Source organism: Streptomyces sp. NPDC008163, from assembly GCF_042956885.1.
GTDB lineage: Bacteria > Actinomycetota > Actinomycetes > Streptomycetales > Streptomycetaceae > Streptomyces > Streptomyces drozdowiczii_A.
This window is the reverse complement of record NZ_JBIBHG010000012.1, coordinates 161,117-179,968: the sequence shown is the minus strand read 5'-3', so window position 1 is coordinate 179,968 and position 18,852 is coordinate 161,117. Positions and strand designations below refer to the sequence as shown.

The 18,852-nt window shown below is 68.8% G+C and carries 16 protein-coding genes, 1 tRNA gene, 1 other RNA gene and 1 pseudogene; 11 read left to right on the top strand and 8 right to left on the bottom strand.

The genetic code is table 11. The features are described from left to right. Positions 1-54: 54 nt before the first annotated feature. An RNA gene (gene ffs, locus ACFZAT_RS25855) (signal recognition particle sRNA small type) lies at positions 55-151 on the bottom strand. A 110-nt stretch (positions 152-261) separates the two neighbouring features. Here ffs and ACFZAT_RS25850 point away from each other — a divergent pair. Next, positions 262-349: transfer RNA gene (locus tag ACFZAT_RS25850), tRNA-Ser, on the top strand. Between the two features lie 90 nt (positions 350-439). Here ACFZAT_RS25850 and ACFZAT_RS25845 read toward each other — a convergent pair. The 4 genes and pseudogenes from ACFZAT_RS25845 to ACFZAT_RS25830 form a co-directional block, all read right to left on the bottom strand. Continuing rightward, the gene (locus ACFZAT_RS25845; RefSeq protein ID WP_391267571.1) at positions 440-1,687 is read right to left on the bottom strand and encodes a hypothetical protein; all 1,248 of its coding nucleotides are present in this window, start codon (positions 1,685-1,687) and stop codon (positions 440-442) included. 141 nt (positions 1,688-1,828) lie between these two features. After that, positions 1,829-2,014, bottom strand: a complete 186-nt coding sequence (locus ACFZAT_RS25840) for a hypothetical protein (protein ID WP_391267569.1) — start codon at positions 2,012-2,014, stop codon at positions 1,829-1,831. A 90-nt stretch (positions 2,015-2,104) separates the two neighbouring features. After that, entirely contained in the window at positions 2,105-2,746 is a 642-nt protein-coding gene (locus ACFZAT_RS25835; RefSeq protein WP_391267567.1) for a hypothetical protein, read from the bottom strand. Between the two features lie 133 nt (positions 2,747-2,879). Next, positions 2,880-3,260 (bottom strand): annotated as a pseudogene (locus tag ACFZAT_RS25830) (helix-turn-helix domain-containing protein); the annotation flags it as partial. Positions 3,261-3,473: 213 nt separating this feature from the next. Between ACFZAT_RS25830 and ACFZAT_RS25825 the strand changes: the two are divergent. From ACFZAT_RS25825 to ACFZAT_RS25790, 8 genes are read left to right on the top strand one after another with little or no spacing between them, the layout of a single operon-like run. Continuing rightward, entirely contained in the window at positions 3,474-3,941 is a 468-nt protein-coding gene (locus ACFZAT_RS25825; RefSeq protein ID WP_391267565.1) for an NUDIX domain-containing protein, read from the top strand. 3 nt (positions 3,942-3,944) lie between these two features. Beyond that, a complete protein-coding gene (locus ACFZAT_RS25820) occupies positions 3,945-4,592 on the top strand; it encodes a hypothetical protein (RefSeq protein WP_391267564.1) in 648 nt (215 codons plus the stop codon). Beyond that, on the top strand, positions 4,589-6,388 hold the full coding sequence (locus ACFZAT_RS25815; RefSeq protein WP_391267563.1) for a DUF4254 domain-containing protein: 1,800 nt from the start codon (positions 4,589-4,591) through the stop codon (positions 6,386-6,388). Before ACFZAT_RS25820 ends, ACFZAT_RS25815 begins: the two co-directional genes overlap by 4 nt. Before the next feature lie 46 nt (positions 6,389-6,434). After that, positions 6,435-7,010: a phosphoribosyltransferase family protein gene (locus ACFZAT_RS25810; protein ID WP_391267562.1), complete on the top strand. Its 576-nt coding sequence runs from the start codon at positions 6,435-6,437 to the stop codon at positions 7,008-7,010. A 41-nt stretch (positions 7,011-7,051) separates the two neighbouring features. Next, positions 7,052-8,155 (top strand): glycosyltransferase family 9 protein, encoded by a 1,104-nt coding sequence (locus tag ACFZAT_RS25805; protein WP_391267561.1) that lies wholly within the window; start codon positions 7,052-7,054, stop codon positions 8,153-8,155. Then, the gene (locus ACFZAT_RS25800; RefSeq protein WP_391267560.1) at positions 8,152-9,288 is read left to right on the top strand and encodes a hypothetical protein; all 1,137 of its coding nucleotides are present in this window, start codon (positions 8,152-8,154) and stop codon (positions 9,286-9,288) included. The genes ACFZAT_RS25805 and ACFZAT_RS25800 overlap by 4 nt, the downstream gene beginning before the upstream one ends. Next, positions 9,273-10,022: an SDR family oxidoreductase gene (locus ACFZAT_RS25795; protein ID WP_391267559.1), complete on the top strand. Its 750-nt coding sequence runs from the start codon at positions 9,273-9,275 to the stop codon at positions 10,020-10,022. Before ACFZAT_RS25800 ends, ACFZAT_RS25795 begins: the two co-directional genes overlap by 16 nt. After that, positions 10,015-10,608, top strand: coding sequence for a histidine phosphatase family protein (locus ACFZAT_RS25790; RefSeq protein ID WP_391267557.1), 594 nt, complete (start codon positions 10,015-10,017; stop codon positions 10,606-10,608). The genes ACFZAT_RS25795 and ACFZAT_RS25790 overlap by 8 nt, the downstream gene beginning before the upstream one ends. Positions 10,609-10,931: 323 nt before the next feature. Here ACFZAT_RS25790 and ACFZAT_RS25785 read toward each other — a convergent pair whose 3' ends face one another. Continuing rightward, entirely contained in the window at positions 10,932-11,480 is a 549-nt protein-coding gene (locus ACFZAT_RS25785; protein WP_391267556.1) for a hypothetical protein, read from the bottom strand. A 30-nt stretch (positions 11,481-11,510) separates the two neighbouring features. Next, positions 11,511-12,431 (bottom strand): hypothetical protein, encoded by a 921-nt coding sequence (locus ACFZAT_RS25780; RefSeq protein ID WP_391267555.1) that lies wholly within the window; start codon positions 12,429-12,431, stop codon positions 11,511-11,513. Positions 12,432-13,996: 1,565 nt separating this feature from the next. Here ACFZAT_RS25780 and ACFZAT_RS25775 point away from each other — a divergent pair. Both ACFZAT_RS25775 and ACFZAT_RS25770 read left to right on the top strand, forming a co-directional pair. Continuing rightward, positions 13,997-14,776 (top strand): methyltransferase domain-containing protein, encoded by a 780-nt coding sequence (locus ACFZAT_RS25775; protein ID WP_391267749.1) that lies wholly within the window; start codon positions 13,997-13,999, stop codon positions 14,774-14,776. A gap of 282 nt (positions 14,777-15,058) precedes the next feature. Then, positions 15,059-17,365 carry a tetratricopeptide repeat protein gene (locus ACFZAT_RS25770; RefSeq protein WP_391267553.1) on the top strand — a complete coding sequence of 769 codons (2,307 nt, stop codon included), beginning with the start codon at positions 15,059-15,061 and terminating at the stop codon, positions 17,363-17,365. A gap of 39 nt (positions 17,366-17,404) precedes the next feature. Here ACFZAT_RS25770 and serS read toward each other — a convergent pair whose 3' ends face one another. After that, positions 17,405-18,697 carry a serine--tRNA ligase gene (gene serS, locus ACFZAT_RS25765; protein ID WP_391267551.1) on the bottom strand — a complete coding sequence of 431 codons (1,293 nt, stop codon included), beginning with the start codon at positions 18,695-18,697 and terminating at the stop codon, positions 17,405-17,407. Between the last annotated feature and the right edge of the window lie 155 nt (positions 18,698-18,852).

The window sequence follows — 18,852 nt, the reverse complement described above, 5'->3', positions numbered from 1 at the left end:
GTTATCGGGGCGCACTGACAACCGGCCCCGACCGTGACCCGCACCACCCGCACACGCAAGGGCCCCCCACGCACCCGCCAGAGCCAACCTACCCTTGCTGCCTTCCGGCCCTGGGGGAGTTCAGTCAGATAGCGCCACGTGAGGGGCTGACGCCCACCTTAGCCGATCCCCACCCCCACAAGTCCACCTCGGCCACCGCCCCGGCCCCTCCCCGGGGAACGGGTTCGCGAGCACTCCTCAACGTCTTGTATTGTTTGCGGCGGAGGATTCGCCTAGTGGCCTAGGGCGCACGCTTGGAAAGCGTGTTGGGGGCAACCCCTCACGAGTTCGAATCTCGTATCCTCCGCCAGTGCCTCACCGGGCACGATGTCGAAGGGCCCCACCGCTCGCGGTGGGGCCCTTCGACGTATGTGGTTGCAGTTTTGGTTGCAGTTCCCGGCTATCGCCCGTTGAGGGCGGACCGGCACACGTTGCAGTACATGGCGGCGTTCAGCCCGTAGCGTCGCATCAGCTGGCCGCAGCCGGCGCACAGCCCGAGCTCCCACGGCGGGCATCCCAGCGCGGCGGAGGCGGCGGCGCGTTCCACGGTGGTGATCCGCATCGGGTCGCGGAAGCGCTGGACCGGCATGCGGGGAAGCGTGAAGCCGCCTGTCGGCTGGTCGAGGTCACGGATGGGCCGGCCGTCGCTGACGAACCAGCCCTCCTCCCCTGCTCGGCAGGCGCGGTCGATCTCCTGCTCGGCGAAGGTGATCACGTCGTCCTCCTCTTCGGCCGGGGCCGCCGGGAGAGGCGACTTCTCGCCGATGAGCTCCTGCCACAGCGCGCAGTCGTCGGCCGAGACCCACATATGCCGACCGGCACGGCCGCTTCCCCGGCTGGGTACGTAGACCGGGACGCTCTCACCAGTGGCGCTCTGCAGGACTAAGTCCTCGATGAAGACCGGCTTCTTCTCCGGGAGGCACAGCGCGGGCACGAACCAGTCCGCGTGAATCGCGCCACAGTGGCCGGCACCCTCACTGATGAGGCAGTGGCGCTCGCTGCTCGCTACGCACTTCCAGACTTCGAGGTGCCGGTACCCACCGCGGATCACCATCTCCTTACCGTCGGCGATGTCCCTCCACGGCATGTCGTCGACCCGCGCCCACGGAGCGCGATCGATCAGGGAGGCTGTCCGGTCCTTCGCGACCCAAAGGGGAGTGATGCCGTGCTCCACGGCGTTAACCGAGCGCCGGTGGACGCTGCTGGGGCTGAGGTGGTGATACTGAATCTCCCAGCCGATCCGCGTGCCGCCGGGTCCGACGACTACGGCGTCCGAAATGCTGCGCCGGTTGCCGATGGGAACCTCGGCCTCGGCATCCAGGCCGTGACGTCCGGCGGTCTCGACGATCCGCTCCTTGGTGGCCTTGTGCTGTGCGCTCTCCGCCGGTGTCGCCTTGTGCGTGATCGGTAGGTGCGAGGCGACGAGCGGTCGCCGGCCACCCACGCGACCTCGGCGGATGAACATCCAGGGCGATTTACCGCCCTCCGACTGGCACTCCCGCTTGTCGTGGTGCGCCAGGCACTCGAGCAGCTGCGGCTCGCGCTCGGAGACGCGGGCGGTGATCTCCTGGAGCAGATCGGGACGGTCCGGGTGACCGAGGTCGGGCAGGGACAGATTGATCTCTATGCCATATCCGGTGTGCCACACCCCATTAGCCATTCCTCCACCATAAGAACGACCACTGACACTCAACAGGGCGCATACGGGGCTCGAACTCCGATAGCTGGCCCCGACGTTACTCGGGACCAGCTATCAGAAATGGACTGGATCACCAGTCGCCGAAGGCGGTCAGCGCCGCCACCTTTCCCAGAGCCACCCCATCGCCGTGACCGTCACGAGTCCCAGCACCTGCTGGGCCTCGTTGCCGATACCGGTGGTATATCCCGCCGCGTAACCGACGGCGACGGCCGCGACGAACATCTCGAACCCGGGCGGTCGCTCGCTTCCGACCACGGGGACACGCATACTGGACATGGTTCTTCTCCTCGTTCAGATGGGTTGAACCATCCGCCGGACCCCGGAGATCTGTGGAAGGTGACACGGGATCCGGCGGAAGCTTTTGAGCTAGCTGTCGTCGCCGCGCTCTTCAGCCGCCGGCAGTTCCTCGTACAGCTCGGAGCTCACCAATTCGCCGAGCTGGACGGCCATTTCACGGCGCTGCCGCTCGGACAGACCACGAAACGCACGCCACGCGAGTTCGGCAGGAGAGCTGGGGCGGCGCCCCATGGCGATCCATGCCAGGACGAGTGACTTCTCTGCCTGTGAAAGGTCCTTCAGGCGTTCCCAGACCGCCTCTGGATCCGGCGCCCGCCGAACTTCTTGCAGGACGCGCATCTCCCGGACCTGGTCGTTCGACGCCGACCGGAGAGGAACCAGGGCGTGGCGCTCTCGCGTACTGCGGGAACGGACGCCTGGCTGCCAAACCGGATCACCGGCCCGCACGAACCGGGCCTCATGGGAGCTCAGAGCTGGGTCATCACGGTTGGTCGCGATGACCCAGCCGTGCTCCCGCAGCTCCCGTACCCGGCGGTCGATCTCTGCGACGTCGGGAAATGCCTGCCGCAGCTGCGCCTTGGTGTACACGTTTCCCTCGCCCACCTCTGTGGCGAGCCACAGAGCCGTCCGCACCTTGGACGCCATCTTCTTGTCAGTCCAGTCCGGCCACTGAGATCCCGTCACGTGCCACACCTCCTTCGCCTGCCGCATGCCAAGTAAAACATATCCGGCGCACTTCGGCGCAGTTTTTCGGCGCACTTCGGCGCAAAGTGAAGAAGAACCCAGCAGGGCCCCGACCTGTCCGGTCGGGGCCCTGCTGGGTCCATCATGCGCACCAGCTACCACTCGTCGGGGACTCCAGCCACTCGCCGTGCTCACTCGGTCTCATGTGTGCACGGAGGCGGCCGGCGCGCTCGACGCCGATGAAAACTGGCAGGAACTTGTGAGAGTCGACTTCGATGCGGCCTGCCACGGACGGCGCAGCGCCGCTTGTTCCCAGTGCCGCCGCGAAACGCGCCTGCGCGTCGTCCGACGCATGGTCGAGCGCGGTGTCGAGCACAGCCTGAGACTCGGCACGCGGCTGGTAACCCGCGCCACCACCCTCCCAGTTCGACACGGTTCGGTCGCTGACTCCGAGGTAGGCGGCGAAGTCACGCAGGCTCATGCGAAGGGCTTCGCGCAGCAGCCGTGCTTCGCGGCCGGACCATCTCTGCACAGTCACCACCGTCGTACCCCCCGTCCGTCACCTGGTGAAACGCCGAAACACCCTGTGCGAGCAGTCCTGTTCGGCATTACTGCGGCATTGCCGCAGCACCCGTGCGTCACACTCAGCGATCAGTTTGCACCATGCTGTATTCACGAACCGGGGAAAGTGGCCACAGCCAAAAGGCGCCCCTCCGCCCGTTCTCTCCGGTTACACACCCAAGGAGCAAACGGCATGACCGACATCGTCAAGCGCAACGCCCGCGCCATCCTTCTCGACGGCGACGAACTGGTCCTCATCAAGCGCACCAAGCCCGGCAGGGAGCCGTACTGGGTATCGGTCGGCGGAGGCGTCGAGGAAGAGGACGCGACCATCGAGGCGACACTGCACCGGGAGGTGTTCGAGGAGCTGGGCGGCAAGCTGAAGCGCGCCGAGCTCGTGCACCTCATCACCGACGCGCTTGAGGGAGGCGTCGGAGTCCAGCACATCTTCGCGGCGCGCCTGGAATCGATGGACCTGGCCGCACGGACGGGCACCGAGTTCGACAAGCCGGAGCGGGGCGGGTACGAGGTGGTCCGGGTGCCCTTCACCGCCCAGGCCGTCCGTGAGCTGAACCTGATGCCGCCGGAGTTGGCCGAGTTCATCGCCACGAACACCGCCGCGATCACCTCCGTCCTCGACACACCGATCCGCGAGGCATGAGCGATGGTGCGGTTATCGGACTTCGTCAGCCTCAACGGCCCTGACAACGTCGGCAAGACGACTCACCTCGATCGGCTGGCCGGGCGTCGCCACGTCTTTCAGCCGTTGGGCGCCATCCACGAGCACGATCCCGAGCCGTGGGCGCGGGTAGCCGCCGGCGACTACGCCCGGTGGTGGTTCGAGACGTCCACGACGGTCGAGCTGACGGAGATGCTGCTCGTCGGTCACGCCAGGCGAGCCGTCGCACGCGAGCCCGGTCGTACGGGACTGCTGGACCGTGGCCTGCCCATGCTCCTCGCTGTGGCCACCGCGACATGCGTGGTCAAGGACGGGCTGACGGTAGGCGAGGCGTTCAAGACCGTGACGGAAATAGCCGGTTCGCGCGCCACCGCATCGGAGACCTCGGTGCTGCTGCTCGCGTCCTTCGACGCCGAGCGCAGTTACGCCATCACCAGCGCCCGCGAGGGCCGCCCGTGGACCGGGATCTACCCAGCCTACCAGAAGACACTGCACGCTGTTCTGCTTCACCAGGTCGGCCACGGCACGTACACCGCCGTCGTGGACTGCGAGAACCGCTCCCTGGACGACGTGCACTGCGACGTACTCGATCACCTTGGCCTCACCCCACTCACCGACGGGAGTCCCCGATGACTCAGAACTCCCCGCCCTTGGTGCTGCCTCCGGGGCTCACCCGCGCCATGGCCACCCTCCAGGACAAGGACCGGCACCGCCTGGACGACACCGTCACCCGGCTCCACACCGTCAACGGGCGTCTGTGGGACACCGAGGACCGGGTGCGCAGTACGTTGCTCTCCGCCGCCCAGGTCGCCGACTGCAAGCGAGAGATCGACCAGCTCAACGCCGAACGCAACGCTCTCGCCGAGCGCGCCGACGAAGTCCTCGGCTCGCTGGTGGACGCGGGCCGTGCCGATGTGCCGCTGCACACCGAGACGCTCGCCTCCGTCGTGGACCGCATGTCGGTGCTGACGCTGCGGATCTGGCACAGCGAGCGTGCGGCGAGCCGCGACGAGCTGGCCGCGCGACGTGTCCCGGCCCTTCACGGGCAACGTGAGGAGCTGTGCGCCGCCCTCGACGCGCTGGTCTCCGATGTCGTCGCCGGCCGTCGTCGGCTCCCCGTGCCGGCCCGCTTCAAGCTGTACGGGCGAGAGGACGTCGCTCCGGCGGAGATCACGCCGAGTCGCCATCTGCGCCAGGTACTCGCCTTCGGTGGGCTGAGCGAGTGCGGGAAGAGCACCAGCGCACAGTTCGTCCAGCGGACCTGCGGCGCCCAACGTCTCAAGATCGGCTTTCTGTTACGGCAGGCAGCCCATCGGGAAGGGCTCGCGGACCCGTACGCACTCTCGGCCCGTCGGCAGGCCGAACTGCTCCTTGGTGAGCTGAACCGCTTCGCGGACGCCCACGTCGACACAAAGCTGTTCACCATCGAGTCCGTCCACGACGATGCCTCGATCGCCGAGCTCAAGCAGCTCATGGGCGACACGCTCCAGATCGTCTACCTGGACGCTCCCTTCGCCGTACGCGTCGAGCGGTCCGGCACTCCGGCCCAGGCTGTCGCCGCGAAGGACGAGATCAAGATGAGCCGCGGCGCCCATCAGGTCGCCGCTCTGGCCGACCACGTCATCGACAACACCGGCGGCATCGCAGCCCTTCGCGCCCGCCTCCGGCGCATCGCCGCCCCGCCCTCCACGACTCGGCTGCGCGTGGCCACCCCGTACGGGCTCGGTCTTCCGGCAGCAGTCGCGGCGGCGACGGCCGACTTCACGGACGCGGTGCGGGCGTACGGACCCGGCGTCCGGCTCGTCGCCCTGACCGGAAGCCCCGGAGAGGGAACCTGGATCGCCGGCTGGTCCGACCTGGACCTCATGGTGATCGCCGAGCACGAGGTCAGCGGCGGCATCCAAGAGGCCCTGGAGCAGTACCGGACGGCCCTCGGCAATGCGGCCTCTCTCGGCCCCACCCTCGTCACGCCCGGAGAACTGACCGCCCGACGCCTCACTCCGCGCCTGGCCTTCGTCCTTCACCAGCTCCAGCAGGGCAGCCCCGTCCTGCAAGCGGCATCCGACCTCGAACTGCCAACGATCAGCCGGGACGAGCTCGCGTTCGCCGCCGTCCGCGAACTGCCCCAGGTCATGCTCACCATGCGCCGTCTGCGTACTGCGGAGGGGGCGCCCGCCCTGCGGCAGCTCTACAAGCACCTCGTGCTCGCCTGCCGACTTCTCCTGCGCGAGCACAACCAGTGGGAGTCCGGCCCCGACCGGATCCTCGCCGCCGCCTCCCGGATGCCGGGTCTGACGGCCCTCGCGGTCCCTCCTCTGGCCGAGGTCGCGAACGCTTGGCGTACCGGTGACACCGAGCTCGTGCTCAAGCCCGTCACCGCGGCGGTCGACCAGCTCCTCACCTGGTACGCCCTCCAGCTCGCCGCCTGAACCAGGCACCTCTCCTTCTCCCCTCTCCACCGACAGGAGCTTCGTCATGCCCGAAACCCTCACCGTGCCGCCCTTCTCCGCCCGAATCGTCAAGCGGCTCAGCGTCGGAGCCACGAGCCGCCGCGAGCGGGTCATCCACTCGTTGGACGGCCTGGAAAGCCCGGTGCATCCCGACACCCTCGCCAGCACGGGGGCCGATCTGTGGCGTCTGCTCCAGAAGCAGCTGCCGGAGGGCGCCGGCTCCGTGGACTTCCTCCTGGGCCTGGACGCGGGCGGCATCCTGCCCACCGTCTCCCTGGCCGACGCCGCCCGCCTCCCCTACAAGATCGCCTGGAAGCTGCACCTCCCCCTGGACGGCGCGGTCCGCTTCTGCGAGCCGCACGCCATGCGCACCGACGTCTTCGCCTACGGCATCGCTCCGGGACAGCGCATCGTCATCGTGGACGACGAGATCACCACCGGTCGGACCCTGGCCGACCTCACCCGCCGCCTCCGCGAGGCCGGCGCCGTCCCGCTGGCGGCGGCCTGCCTGGTGGAGGACACCACGCGCGGAGCCCGCGCCCTGCTCGACGAGCTGGAGCTGCCGCTGGTCGCGCTCACCACGATCGACGGTCCGGCGTGAGCTCGGTCGCGCCGCCAGGGGTCCGGTTCCACCATGGTTCCGTGGTCGTCCCCGCCGGGGCCGTCCACACCACCCCGCTGGGGTACGACCGTGGCAGCGTCCCCCTCGGCGCGCCGCTCCCGCTGACTGCCTCCGCCGAGCTCGTCCACCGCCTGAGCGGGTGCGGCGAGGTCGTGGTGGCCTTCGAGGGGAAGCTCGGAGACACCCTCCTCGCCCTGTCGGGGGTACGCGCGGTGCTCGACTGGCTGCGGCTGCGGTCTGTTCGTACGTCCGTCCGGGCGGTGGGGCCGTACGCAGGGCTGATCGCCCGGACCGGGCTGATCACTCAACCCCCAGTCACCACGCCCCACGGTCGACGCGCTGTGATCGGAGACCGCGCGAGGATCGAGGCGCACGGCTCCGAAGCCGTGGTGAGCCTGGTACTCGATCCAGCGGCCCCGCCCTGTTGGTCGAGCGACGGCCGCGCCCACCCGGACCTGCCAGCCCGCCACTACCTGGCGCTGGAACGCCGCCTAGGCATCCGCCTGCCCGGCACGGCTCCCTTCGCGCCGACCCTCGCGACCGGCCCGAATGATCTCGTGGAGGAGCTGCGATCGGTGGGCTGGCTGGGCGGCCTGATCATCGCCGCCATCACCGCCACCAGCTGGCCGGAGCGCAAGGACTACACCGCCCAGCGGTACATCGCCCTCGCCGAGCAAGTCGCCGAAGCCCAGCAAGCACGGGCCCGGCTGCTGCTCATCGGCGGCAACGCGGAAATCGGCCTTCGCGTCAGCGCAGAAGCCCCTCGACGCCACGTTCAGGTGCTCCACCTGGACGGGGTGCCGGCCGACCAGCTCGCCGATCTCTTCCCGCACTGCGACCTGGTCGTCGGCAACGACACCGGCCTCACCCACCTCGCCGCGATGACGCGCAGTCCCGAGAGGCCCGTCATCGGCCTGTACGCGCGCCACAGCCACAGCAAGTGGCGCACCGGGCTCCCCCACCACCACGCCGTCGCCACCGACCTGTCCGACCGCATGCACCAGGGCGACCTCTGCCCCGTCCGAGACGCCATTCCCCCGGACGTCGACATGCACATGGACGCCTTCCCGCCCGCCGAACTGGCCCGAGTGTGCCTCGACCTGCTCAACGGGGTGCGGCCATGACCCTCCGCAGCCCTCTGCGGCTCGGCCCGGTGCGGCGCTTCACTCGCAACCTGCTCTGCCCCGTCGACCTCCTCGGCCGCCCGTTGCTCCTGAAGTACACGCGCGACCCGGTGGGAAGCCTCGCCGAGGTTAGCGGGCACGCACGTCTGGCCCAGCACTACCGGGTGCCTACTCTCCACGCCCACCTGCGTGTGCCGGGCGGTCGGCTTCTCGCGTACGAACGTCTGCCCGGCGGCACTGACCGAGGGCTCCTGCTCGACCTCCTCAACGCGAGCCAGGCGAGCGACGGCCTCCGCGCGTACTTGGATCAACTCACCGCCGCGTACCGCGAGGCCATCCTCGCGACGGCGAGGCCCACCGACCCGACACGCGTGGTACGCAAGCTGTACTGGGACCGTGCGGCCCCCGGCGGCCGACTCGACGAGTACTACGGCGGTAGGGACTTCCCGATCGCCGACGGCCTCATCGACGTCCTGGTCTCCCGCCTCGACACCTACACCCTGAACATCAACGGCCTTCGGCACCACCTGGACTGGGTTGCCACCCTCCGCTGGCTCCGGGCCCACTTCGACGCGACCGAGCCGGTCTGGGCAGCTCTCACCCAGGGCGATCCCACCGACGTCAACCTCGCCCACCCGCTCGCTTGGTTCGACTACGACACCGCCGGGATGAACAGCATCCCCGGTGAGTTCGCCAACTTCCTCTGGTACGCCTCCGCCCTCGGCGGCTGGCTCGTGCCCATGTACAACCCGGCGGCCTTCGCCGACCACCCCGCCACGTTCGCCCGCGTCCCGGACAACACCCCCGAGATCCGACGAGCGGACATCGAGCACACCACGAGCACCATCCGCATCGACTACGCCCCACGGCTCGCGGCTCCCCGGCGTGCCGCCGTGACCACGTACTGGAACCAGCTCGTACGGCCGGTCGCCGACCGTCTCTGGCCCGGTGCGGACCTCGCGAACCTTCTCCGCCCCTACCTGGCCATGCGCATCCTCGGCGTCTACAACCTCGCCGACCTGGCCCCAGCGGACCGACTCGTCCTCCTCACCCGGCTCGCCGAAGCGATGAGCCCCGCCTTCGACCCCGCCACCTACTTCTGCCCCCTGGAGTCGGCATGCCCGGCCCCCTGAACGGCCGCACCGCCCTGGTCACCGGAGCCACCGGCGGCCTCGGCACGGCCATCGCCCGCCGCCTCGCAGCCGACGGCGCCACCATCGCGCTCGCCCACTTCGACGACGACCGAACGGCAGGAGAGCTCTCAGCCTCCCTCCCCTCTTGCATCTCCCTCTCGGCAGACCTTCGAGACGCCGAGGCCGTACGGTCCCTGTGCAGTCGAGCCCAAGAGGCCCTGGGCCCGGTGGAGATCCTGGTCAGCAACGCCGGCGCCTACCCGCGCCAATCGTGGCCGGAGACGACACCGACCCACTGGGAGGACACTCTGGCCACCAACCTGACCAGCCACTATCTCCTCGCCCACGAACTCACCCCCGGCATGACGGCAGCCGGCTGGGGCCGGATCATCACGATCGGCTCCGTCCTCGCCGCTGCGGGCCGCCACGAGCTCGCCGGCTACATCAGTGCCAAGGCCGGCCTCGAAGGACTCACCCGCGCCCTCGCCCGCGAACTCGGCCCCGCCGGCGTCACCGCGAACTGCGTCGCTCCCGGCTCCATCCGCGTCCCCGCCGAAGACGCCGTCGTCGACGACCCGGAAGCCATGACCGTCCGCCAGCTCGCCCGCCAGTGCGTCCAACGCCGGGGCCGACCGGAAGACGTCGCCGCGGCCGTCGCCTTCCTCGCCACTGAGGACGCCGGCTTCATCACCGGCCAGACCCTGCGCGTCGACGGAGGCTGGATCCTTGGCTGACATCTGGCTCATGCGCCACGGCGCCTACGAGGGCCACCGCCCCGGTTACCACGCCCCACACGAGGCCGCTCTCACCATGGAGGGCCGCAACCAGGTGTGCCGCTCGCTCCCCCTCCCCCAGGGCATCAGCGCGATCGTCACCAGCCCGATTCCCCGTGCCCGCCAGACCGCCACCCTCGTCTCGCACCTCACGGGCCTGCCGATCGTGGCCACCTCCGGCCTCCTCGCCGAGTGGCGCGCCCCGAGCATCGTCCTCGGCCGCAGCGCCGAGACCTACCCGCCCGCCTATCGCGCCTGGCGGGCCCGACGCCACGCCAACCCGTCTCTACGCTGCGAAGACGGCGAAAGCCTCACCGACCTCCACACCCGCGCCCGCCACTGCGCCACTTTCCTCCACCACACCGCCCAACGCCACGGCCCCCTCCTGGCGGTCTCCCATACCCTCTTCCTGGGCGTCCTCACGCACATCCCAGAAGGCCCCGCCGCATTCGTCACCGCCGCGAAGGTCCCCTGGCGCTTCGGCGAACTCCGGCTTCTTCCCACACCTCAACGAGCGACACCCCGCCTCAGAAGTCAGTCCCAGTAGGACGGCCTCCGGTCAGTCGCTACGTCTGGCCCGCCACCAAGCCCGTGGCGACCAGCACTTGCGGGTCGAAAGATTGCCCCTTTGACCGATACCGTCACCGAGCACTCAACAGCGGCTGGCAGGCTGAGGGCAGCAGTTGGTCGGGACCTATCTGAATCGGGCGAGGGTGCCGCAAAACACGTGGCTGTCGCTACTCGTGGGAACGGAGATCGGGACTGCATGGCCGCCCATTGCTGGACGGTTTGCCACCCATCCACCTCCAGCTAGGTGAGCACCGAGGGCGCACAGCCTGGCCACACCGCAGACCCCGGCACACGGTACCTTCAGCGCCGGGCCCCTTCCCGCCGGCGCAGCCAGGCCGGGTCCCTAACAGGAGTTGTCGTCTGCTCTTCGCGGACCAGGTCCGCGTCTGAAACCTGCATCATGCGATCGAACAACCAGACCAGCCGCATGAAGCGAAGCGAAGCAAACACCATGGTGTACTCGAACAAGAAGCGACAGGAAAGAGGATCCGTCTCTCTGTCAAGCGCCAGGGAGATCAACAACAACAGACAGCAGAGCGCAGTGCTCTGGATCAAACTGCGCCAGCTGCGCCTGAGCTCCTTGTGATGTTGTGCGCGCACCGCCCGCAGCCGTTCGCCGTTGGCGGCGGTGTAGAGCGAGACGGCGATAGCACTCAGACCGCCGATGGCTGACACCACGCCAGCGGCCGTAGCGTACAGATCGGTGCGCTGCCCCGAATCAATCCACGAGAGCCAATCCGACGACCCGGTACTCCATATGACGAAGATGTGAACTCCGACGGCCAGAGCTGCGAGGAGGTAGTCGATCCACAGGTAGGCGGCCCAGCGATCTTCGATGCTCGTACGCACACTCACGTGCCCCCCAGTTCATCGCCCAGGTCACGAGTCCCCTGCATCGACCGCCAACCGCAGGGCATCCTCGTGCTCGATGGCTGCTGCCAGGATCGCATCTACCGCTGACACGATCCGGATCGAGTTGCCCTCACCATCAGTGGCTGGCACGCGCTTCTTAGCCGTGATGCTGTGTTCGACCAGTTCAACGAGGCGCGTATGCTCCGGCCCGCCCGGATCTGAGTAGACCAGCCGCGCGCGCGCCCGCTCGGCTCCGGTGACCACATCCGAGATTTCCTCAAGATCAGCGAGGAGGTGCTCACGGTGCTCCCGAAGTTCCTTCTTCTTCGGAACGGAAATGATCATTGTCACGCTGATCTCCCCGTACGCTTCGCCCGCCACACGAAGTGTGCGCGCAAGTCCGCCCCGGCGCTCCTCCAAGGCGCCCATCTTGTTGGCCATAATCTTGACTTCTACGCGACTGGCGCCGGAAGCGGTCTTCAACCGCTCCATCTCTGCATGCGCGACGACCGGCCGAACCTGCAGCTGGTAGCCAGGGAACAGCTGGATCCCGTTCAGCCAGGTTTCCAGGGCCTTGTGGCTAGGAGCGGAGACGCCGCCCTGCATGATCCCAATGACGTTCCCGAAGGGAAGGAAGCAGATCACCGAAGTGTCCACGTATCCCTCCTGCGCGGACTGTTCCAGTTCTCGCAGATCACCCGTGTCCCAGTTCACCACCGACAGCCACTCACCCGCATCCTTCACTCGGTGCAGCAGCAAGTGGTCCTGCATGTCGTAAGTGGCGACAGTCCCCACCATGTGCGAGTCGCCCTCGAAGGATCGAGCCGCAACATCTGCCCGAGCAACGTCGGAAAGCGCGCCATCCCAATCCATCCGGTTCGCGGCTCGTTTGGCCACTCCGTCTTGGACCACAACAACTTCATAGAAGCCGACTGTGCGCTCCTTCATATGACCCAACGTGGCCAAGGCGACCCCCTCGCATCTCCAGCGCGCAGCTGCCCTATCGTCAGCCCGCCCGCCCATCAGCACGTCCGATCTGATCGTAGACCTCGGCCCATGTCGCATCGATACCCGTCACGAAACCCGCCGCCACAGGGGCCCGGCATTTGGCGGCGCCAAGCAGGGGAAAACGAACCCGCAAGAGATGCAGTCATGCCCGCCGTCAACCAGCCCGACTGCTGCCGCGCATCGTGCATCCTGCTCATCGAGCGACGCGTTGACCGCTACAGACGTGAGCCACCCCTTGGGGAGCAGGACGATCCGCCAACCTTGGTTGCCCTGTGCGACAGTGCTCACGGCACCAGTCCATCCACAGCACCTGGCTGCCGGCACTGCTCGACTTTGGACGATTCTGAGACCGTTCCCTACATGACCTTAAGCGCGGCCATCTGCCGCTCGCAGCACCGTTTGGACCAGGCGCGATTCCAGAGCTGCTGCCCCGCGCTGGGCTCCTGTGGCTCTGGTGTTCTTGGCCCGTTTGTCGGCTGCCTGGTACCGACGCTTCAGTCTTGCGCGCTCTTCCTCAAGGGACGCAAATGCCTTCTCCTTGGTCGCTGACGTTTCACGAAGGCGCTGCACCAACGCGGTCTTCCGCTCGGCCCACTCATGCAGTCGGCAACCCTCACACACCCATGAGTTGGCCCGTACGCGGAGCAGATACGTATTGCACCGCGTACAAGGGGTGGAACTGAACTCCAGCCTAACTGCGTAGATGCGGCCGCGCGGCTGGGCGGTGCTGCCCCCAGCAGTCAGAGCGACGTGGTTGTTGGTCGCGGTCAGGCGGGAGGAGGCGCGCTGGCCCGATCCCGGAGGCCGCTTCCGCGGTTTGGCCAGCGGGTGAGGTCTACGTGACTTCGCCATGCCCTCATGATGCCCTTCAAGAAACGACAGGCGCCATGGAATCCGCCCAGAGCGGCCAAGCATCATGGGGGGGGGGAGGAACATCCAGATCCACCAACGGCCCCTACACAGGCGGCCCGGCAGGGCCCGGGACCTCTGACCAGGGGGCCCGCCTGGGAGAAGTTGGTCTCAGTTCTGGTCTCATTCGCCCCCGTCCGGGCCCGTCCACACGGGGTCACATTAGATGTTCCGCCCCAGGTCAGGACAGGCACGCACCCCGTCGGACCCCCAGGCGAACATTTGGAAAGCGTGTTGGGGGCAACCCCTCACGAGTTCGAATCTCGTATCCTCCGCCATTGCTCTCACCGGGCAATACGTCGAAGGGCCCCACCGCTTGCGGTGGGGCCCTTCGACGTTGTGTCTGCCCTCGTTGTTCCGGCCCTTGCACACGTAGCCGGACTCGGCCCACAGGCTGCCGGCGGTCTCGCGCCGGACCCGCCGGGAAAGCGTCACACCTGCCACGTCCGGTTTGGCCAGTGCGTCACACAGGGTAATGATCTGATCGGCGCGGCCGTGTGGCCACCGAGCGGTGCACGATCGCGTCCGCTGTGGGCGCCGGCCGAGGACGGCCGGGCAGCCGGTCGTGGCTTTGTATGGGGGGTCGCTTGAACCTCGTGGAGCATGAGTACGCGGACCTGGGGGCGTTGCGGACCCGTCGCGCCGTGCACAGGACCTACAGTTCGCCGGCCGACGCCGTGGACGAAGTGACGTTGAAGCTGGCACGCCGGTGGACCGGAGCGCGCGGGACGGTCGTGGATGTCGGCTGCGGCACCGGAGACCTGCTCCGGAAGTGGGCCCGGGAGGACGGCGCCGGACAGTTGATAGGGGTGGACCGGTCCGCGGCGGCGGTGCGCGAGACGCGCGGCGGCGGCATCGAAGCGCTCCGGGGGGACGCGTGCGCACTCCCCTTGCGCGACGACTCGGTCGACTGCCTGCTGGAGCGCCACATGCTCTATCACGTCGCCGATCCGGAGCGGGCGCTGAAGGAGTCACGACGGGTGATACGTCCGGGCGGGGCCTTCGTCGCCGTGGTGAACATGCCGGGCACGACGCCTCGGCTGTCCCGGCTCCTGCGCAGGTGCGTCAGTGACGGAGGGGCGGCCCTGCCGTCGTTCCCACGCGTTGACTCGGAGAACCTGCGCCCATGGCTGAAGGAGACCTTCGGTGCGGTGGTGGAGGAGGTGGAGTATCGGGGAGAGCTGATATTCCACGAGCCCGGGCCGCTGGCCGCGCTCGCCGCCTCGCTGCTCGTGTTCTACGGACTGGAGCGAGGTACGGCCAGGCACATCCGGATGGTGCGGATGCTCGAGGAAGAGGCGGCACGAGCCTTCGCCGAGGGCAGCGGGCCTTGGCGGGACACGAAGGGCTGGACCGTTTTCGCGGCGATCAAATGAGGGGACATACACATGACGGGGACGGGCGCTCGTGATCCCGCTTCGGCCCGGGGGCGTCAGGACGCCTGAGCGGTGCGCCTCACGGAGGCGCCGGCCCGCAGCGCGCCTTCCGGGTCGGTCCGCCAGGCCCCACGAGCGTGGTTCCGCACCAAGGGGAGGGTCTCTGCCCGGTTCGAAGGGGACGGTTCGATGACCACACGCAGGACTTTTCGCCGGACACGGACTGTGGGCCTCATATGCGCCTGGGTGAGTGCGGCGGCCTGCGCGGCCATGCTCAACGCGGTGCACTCCCCACAGCCCTGGGTGCTCGGGGCGAGTGCCGCGGTGGGAGCGCTGGGCTCCGCGTTCAGCCTTCTCGCGACGGGCGTTCTCCAGGGGAACAGCGCCGGTGGTGCGGCGTCCGGCCCGGTCACACCCATGGTGACCCATCAGCTTCCGGCCATTCCCGACCACTTCACCGGAAGGTGGGAGCTGGTCAAGCACATCCGGAGACAGGTCCTCGGCCCCGGGCTGCCGGACCGGTGGCGCCGTCACCTCGGGCGGCGGGGGGCAGGACGGCGCGGCCGGTTGCGGATGGTGCTGCTGTGGGGCCGGGGTGGGGTCGGGAAGACCGCGCTGGCCGTACGGCTCGGGCACGAGCTGGCCCACGACTTCCCCGACGGCCAGATCTATGTGGACCTGCGCGGCGCGTCCGGTACGACTCCGCGGGCACCGGCCGACGTCCTGACCGTGCTGTTGCGCGACCTGGGGGTCGATCCCAGCGCGATCCCGGAGGACCTCGACGACCGCACACGGCTGTTCCGGTCGCGCACAGCGGGCCTGCGGTTGCTGATAGTCCTGGACAACGCACTGGACGAGGCCCAGATCCGGCCGCTGCTCCCCGGCACGTCGACGTCTCTGGTCATCGTGACCAGCCGGCCCCGGCTGTCCGGTCTCGAAGGCGGCACGTCCTTCGAGCTGACCGCCCTCGAACACGCGCAGGCTGTCGAGTTGCTGGGCAAGTTAGCGGGTTTCGACCGGGTGGCCGCCGAGCCGACGGCGGCCTCGCAGATCGTGCACGCCTGTGGTCTGCTCCCCCTGGCCGTACGCATCGCTGGCGCCCGCCTGGCGGGCCGGCCCGGCTGGCCGCTGGAGAACTTCGCACTCCGCCTGGTTTCCCAGCACCGGCGCCTCGGGGAACTACGGGCAGGCGGCCTCGATGTCCGGGCCAGCATCGCCGTCGGCTACCACGCACAGCCCGCCGCAAACCAGCGAGCCTTCCTGCTTCTAGCCCTCTGCGACGCACCGGCCTTCTCCGTCCTGCCCTTGCAGGCGGCCATGGACTGCACGCGGACGCGGGCGGAGGAGTGCATGGACGAACTCGCCGCGGCCCAGATGCTGGAGTGGCTGGGCAACAACGCCGCCGGTGAGTCCGTGTACCGCTACCACGACCTCGTACGGGACTACGCCGTCGAACTACTCACCGCCGAAGGCCTCGGCCGAGAGGCGCACCGGGCCGAACTCGGCCGGATCGTCGGGCACTGCCTGCACCTGGCCGACAGCGCCGAACGCCGGATAGCGCCGGGAAGTCACCGGCCGAGCGCGGGATTTCCCCGTTGGTCGCCCCCACCGGAAGACGGCGATGCGGTCACGGAGCCGGACGCTCTCCGGCAACTGGCGGCCGAGTACGAGTTCCTGCTCTGCGTGGTCCGTGAGGCACTGGACGCCGGAATGACCGCAGCGGCGTCGGAGCTGGCGAGTCTGCTCGCGGCGTACCAGGACACCCGGGCGCTGTGGAGTGACTGGGAGCAGACGCAGCACGCCGTGCTGGAGGCATGCAGAGCGGGTGGCGACGAGTGGGGAGCAGGCGTCAGCCTCCGCGACCTCGCCGTACTGCGGCGGCTGCAGGGCCGGTTGTCCGAGGCCGAGCAGCACGGGCTCGACGCGCTGGCGATCTTCGAACGCTGCGGCGAGCCGGCGGACACCGCCGACTGTCTTTCCAATCTCGGCTGGCTGTACCGGGTACGCGGCGAACGCGACCGGGCCCACACGTACCTGACGAGAGCGCTGGACGTCGCGGATGCCTGCGGTATCCCCCGGACGCGCGGATGGGTTCTCCAGATGCGCGCCGATCTGGAGATCGACGCGGGCAACCTGGACGCCGCCCTGACTCTGCTCAACCAGTCGCGGGAGACCTTCGACGGCATCGCCGACAGCCGCGGCCTGGGCTGGACGCTGCGCATCATGGGCGACGTCTACCGCCAACAGGAGCAGTACGACCGGGCGCTCGCCCAGTACGAGGCCGCCGTGGACCTTCTGCGGGCCCACGGCGACCGGCGCGGAATCGCCCGCATCGTGGACGCGATCGGCGCCCTCCACCAGTCCATGGGCCAGGCTCAAGCGGCCGTGCGGCATTACGAGGACAGCCTCGCCGCCTTCCGGCAGCTCGGCGACCTCCAGTGGCAGGCCTACACGCTCGACGCCCTGGCGGACCTCTACGCGGGTGCGGGCGAGACGGAGCGGGCGGAGTCCTGCCGCACGGAGGCCGGGGCGGTCCTCGCCGGACTCGCCGACGGCATGGCCCGCGCCCAGCCCGCCCGCCGGCTGTGACGCGAGGCCGACGCGGCGGGCGGCTGAGGCGAGGACCGGTTACGCCTCCGGCGTCCCGTCCGCCGCGATGCGGTGGAAGCCGAGGTACGGGGTCAGGGCCTCGGGCAGGACGAGGGAGCCGTCCTCCTGCTGGCACTGTTCGAGGAGGGCGGCCAGGGTGCGGCCGATGGGGAGGCCGGAGCCGTTGAGGGTGGCGACGAGCTTGGGCTTGCCGTTCTCGTCACGGGTGCGGATGTGGGCGCGACGGGCCTGGAACGTACCGAAGTTGGAGACCGAGGAGATCTCGCGGTACGTGTTCTGGCTCGGGATCCAGACCTCGATGTCGTACGTGAGCTGCGCCGAGAAGCCGGTGTCGCCGGCGGCGAGCATGACCACGCGGTAGGCGAGGCCCAGCTCCTTCAGGCACGCCTCGGCGTGGCCGACCATCCGCTCCAACTCCGCGTCGGCCTCCGCCGGGTCCACGATGCGCACCATCTCGACCTTGGAGAACTGGTGCTGGCGGATGAGGCCCCGGGTGTCCCGGCCGTACGAACCCGCCTCGGACCGGAAGCACGGGGTTTGCGCGGTCAGGGCGAGGGGAAGCTCGGCGGGCGGGATGATCTCGTCCGCGTACAGGTTGGTCAGCGGGACCTCGGCCGTCGGGATGAGGAACAGCTCGCGATCGGCCACACCCGTCTTGAACAGGTCCTCCTCGAACTTCGGGAGCTGTCCGGTGCCGGTCATCGTCTTACGGGTGACCAGGTACGGGACCGAGTGCTCCACGTAGCCGTGGCGGCGGGTGTGCAGGTCGAGGAAGAGGGTCGCCAGGGCGCGTTCCAGGGCCGCGCCCGCGCCGCGCGTGACCGCGAAGCGGGGGCCCGAGAGCTTGGTCGCCCGGGCGAAGTCGAGGATGCCCGTCGCCTCGCCGAGGTCGACGTGGTCCTTCGGCTCGAAGGAGAACACCGGCGGCGTGCCCACGCGCCTGACCTCGACCGCGTCGGTGTCGCTGTCGCCGTCCGGGGCCTCGTCGGAGGGGAGGTTGGGGATGCCCAGGAGAAGGTCGCGCAGCTGCTCCTGGACCTGCTCCTGGTCCGCGTCGATGTCCCGGATCTCGTCCTTCAGCTCGCGGGCCCGCTCCTTCAGCTTGGTGATGTCACCGCCCTGACGTGCCGTCTGCTGGACCTCGCTCGCCACCCGCTTGGACTCCGCACGCAGCTCGTCGGCCGAGCGGATGTTCTGGTTGCGCCGGGACTGGAGGTCCTCCAGTGCGGGCAGGTCCAGCGTGTAACCGCGACGAGCGAGCCGGCGTACCGCTTCGGCACCCATGTCGATCAGGGCGCGGGCATCATGCATGAGGAAGATCCTTCTGGTCCGGCGAACGGGTCGGTGCGTTGTCGCACCGACGGTAGCAATCAGCGCACCGCGCGCGACCCGCAATATCGGCGGGACCGCCCCGCCGGCTCCGGGCGGACCGCAATCGGACTTCACGATTCCTTCACGAGTGGTCC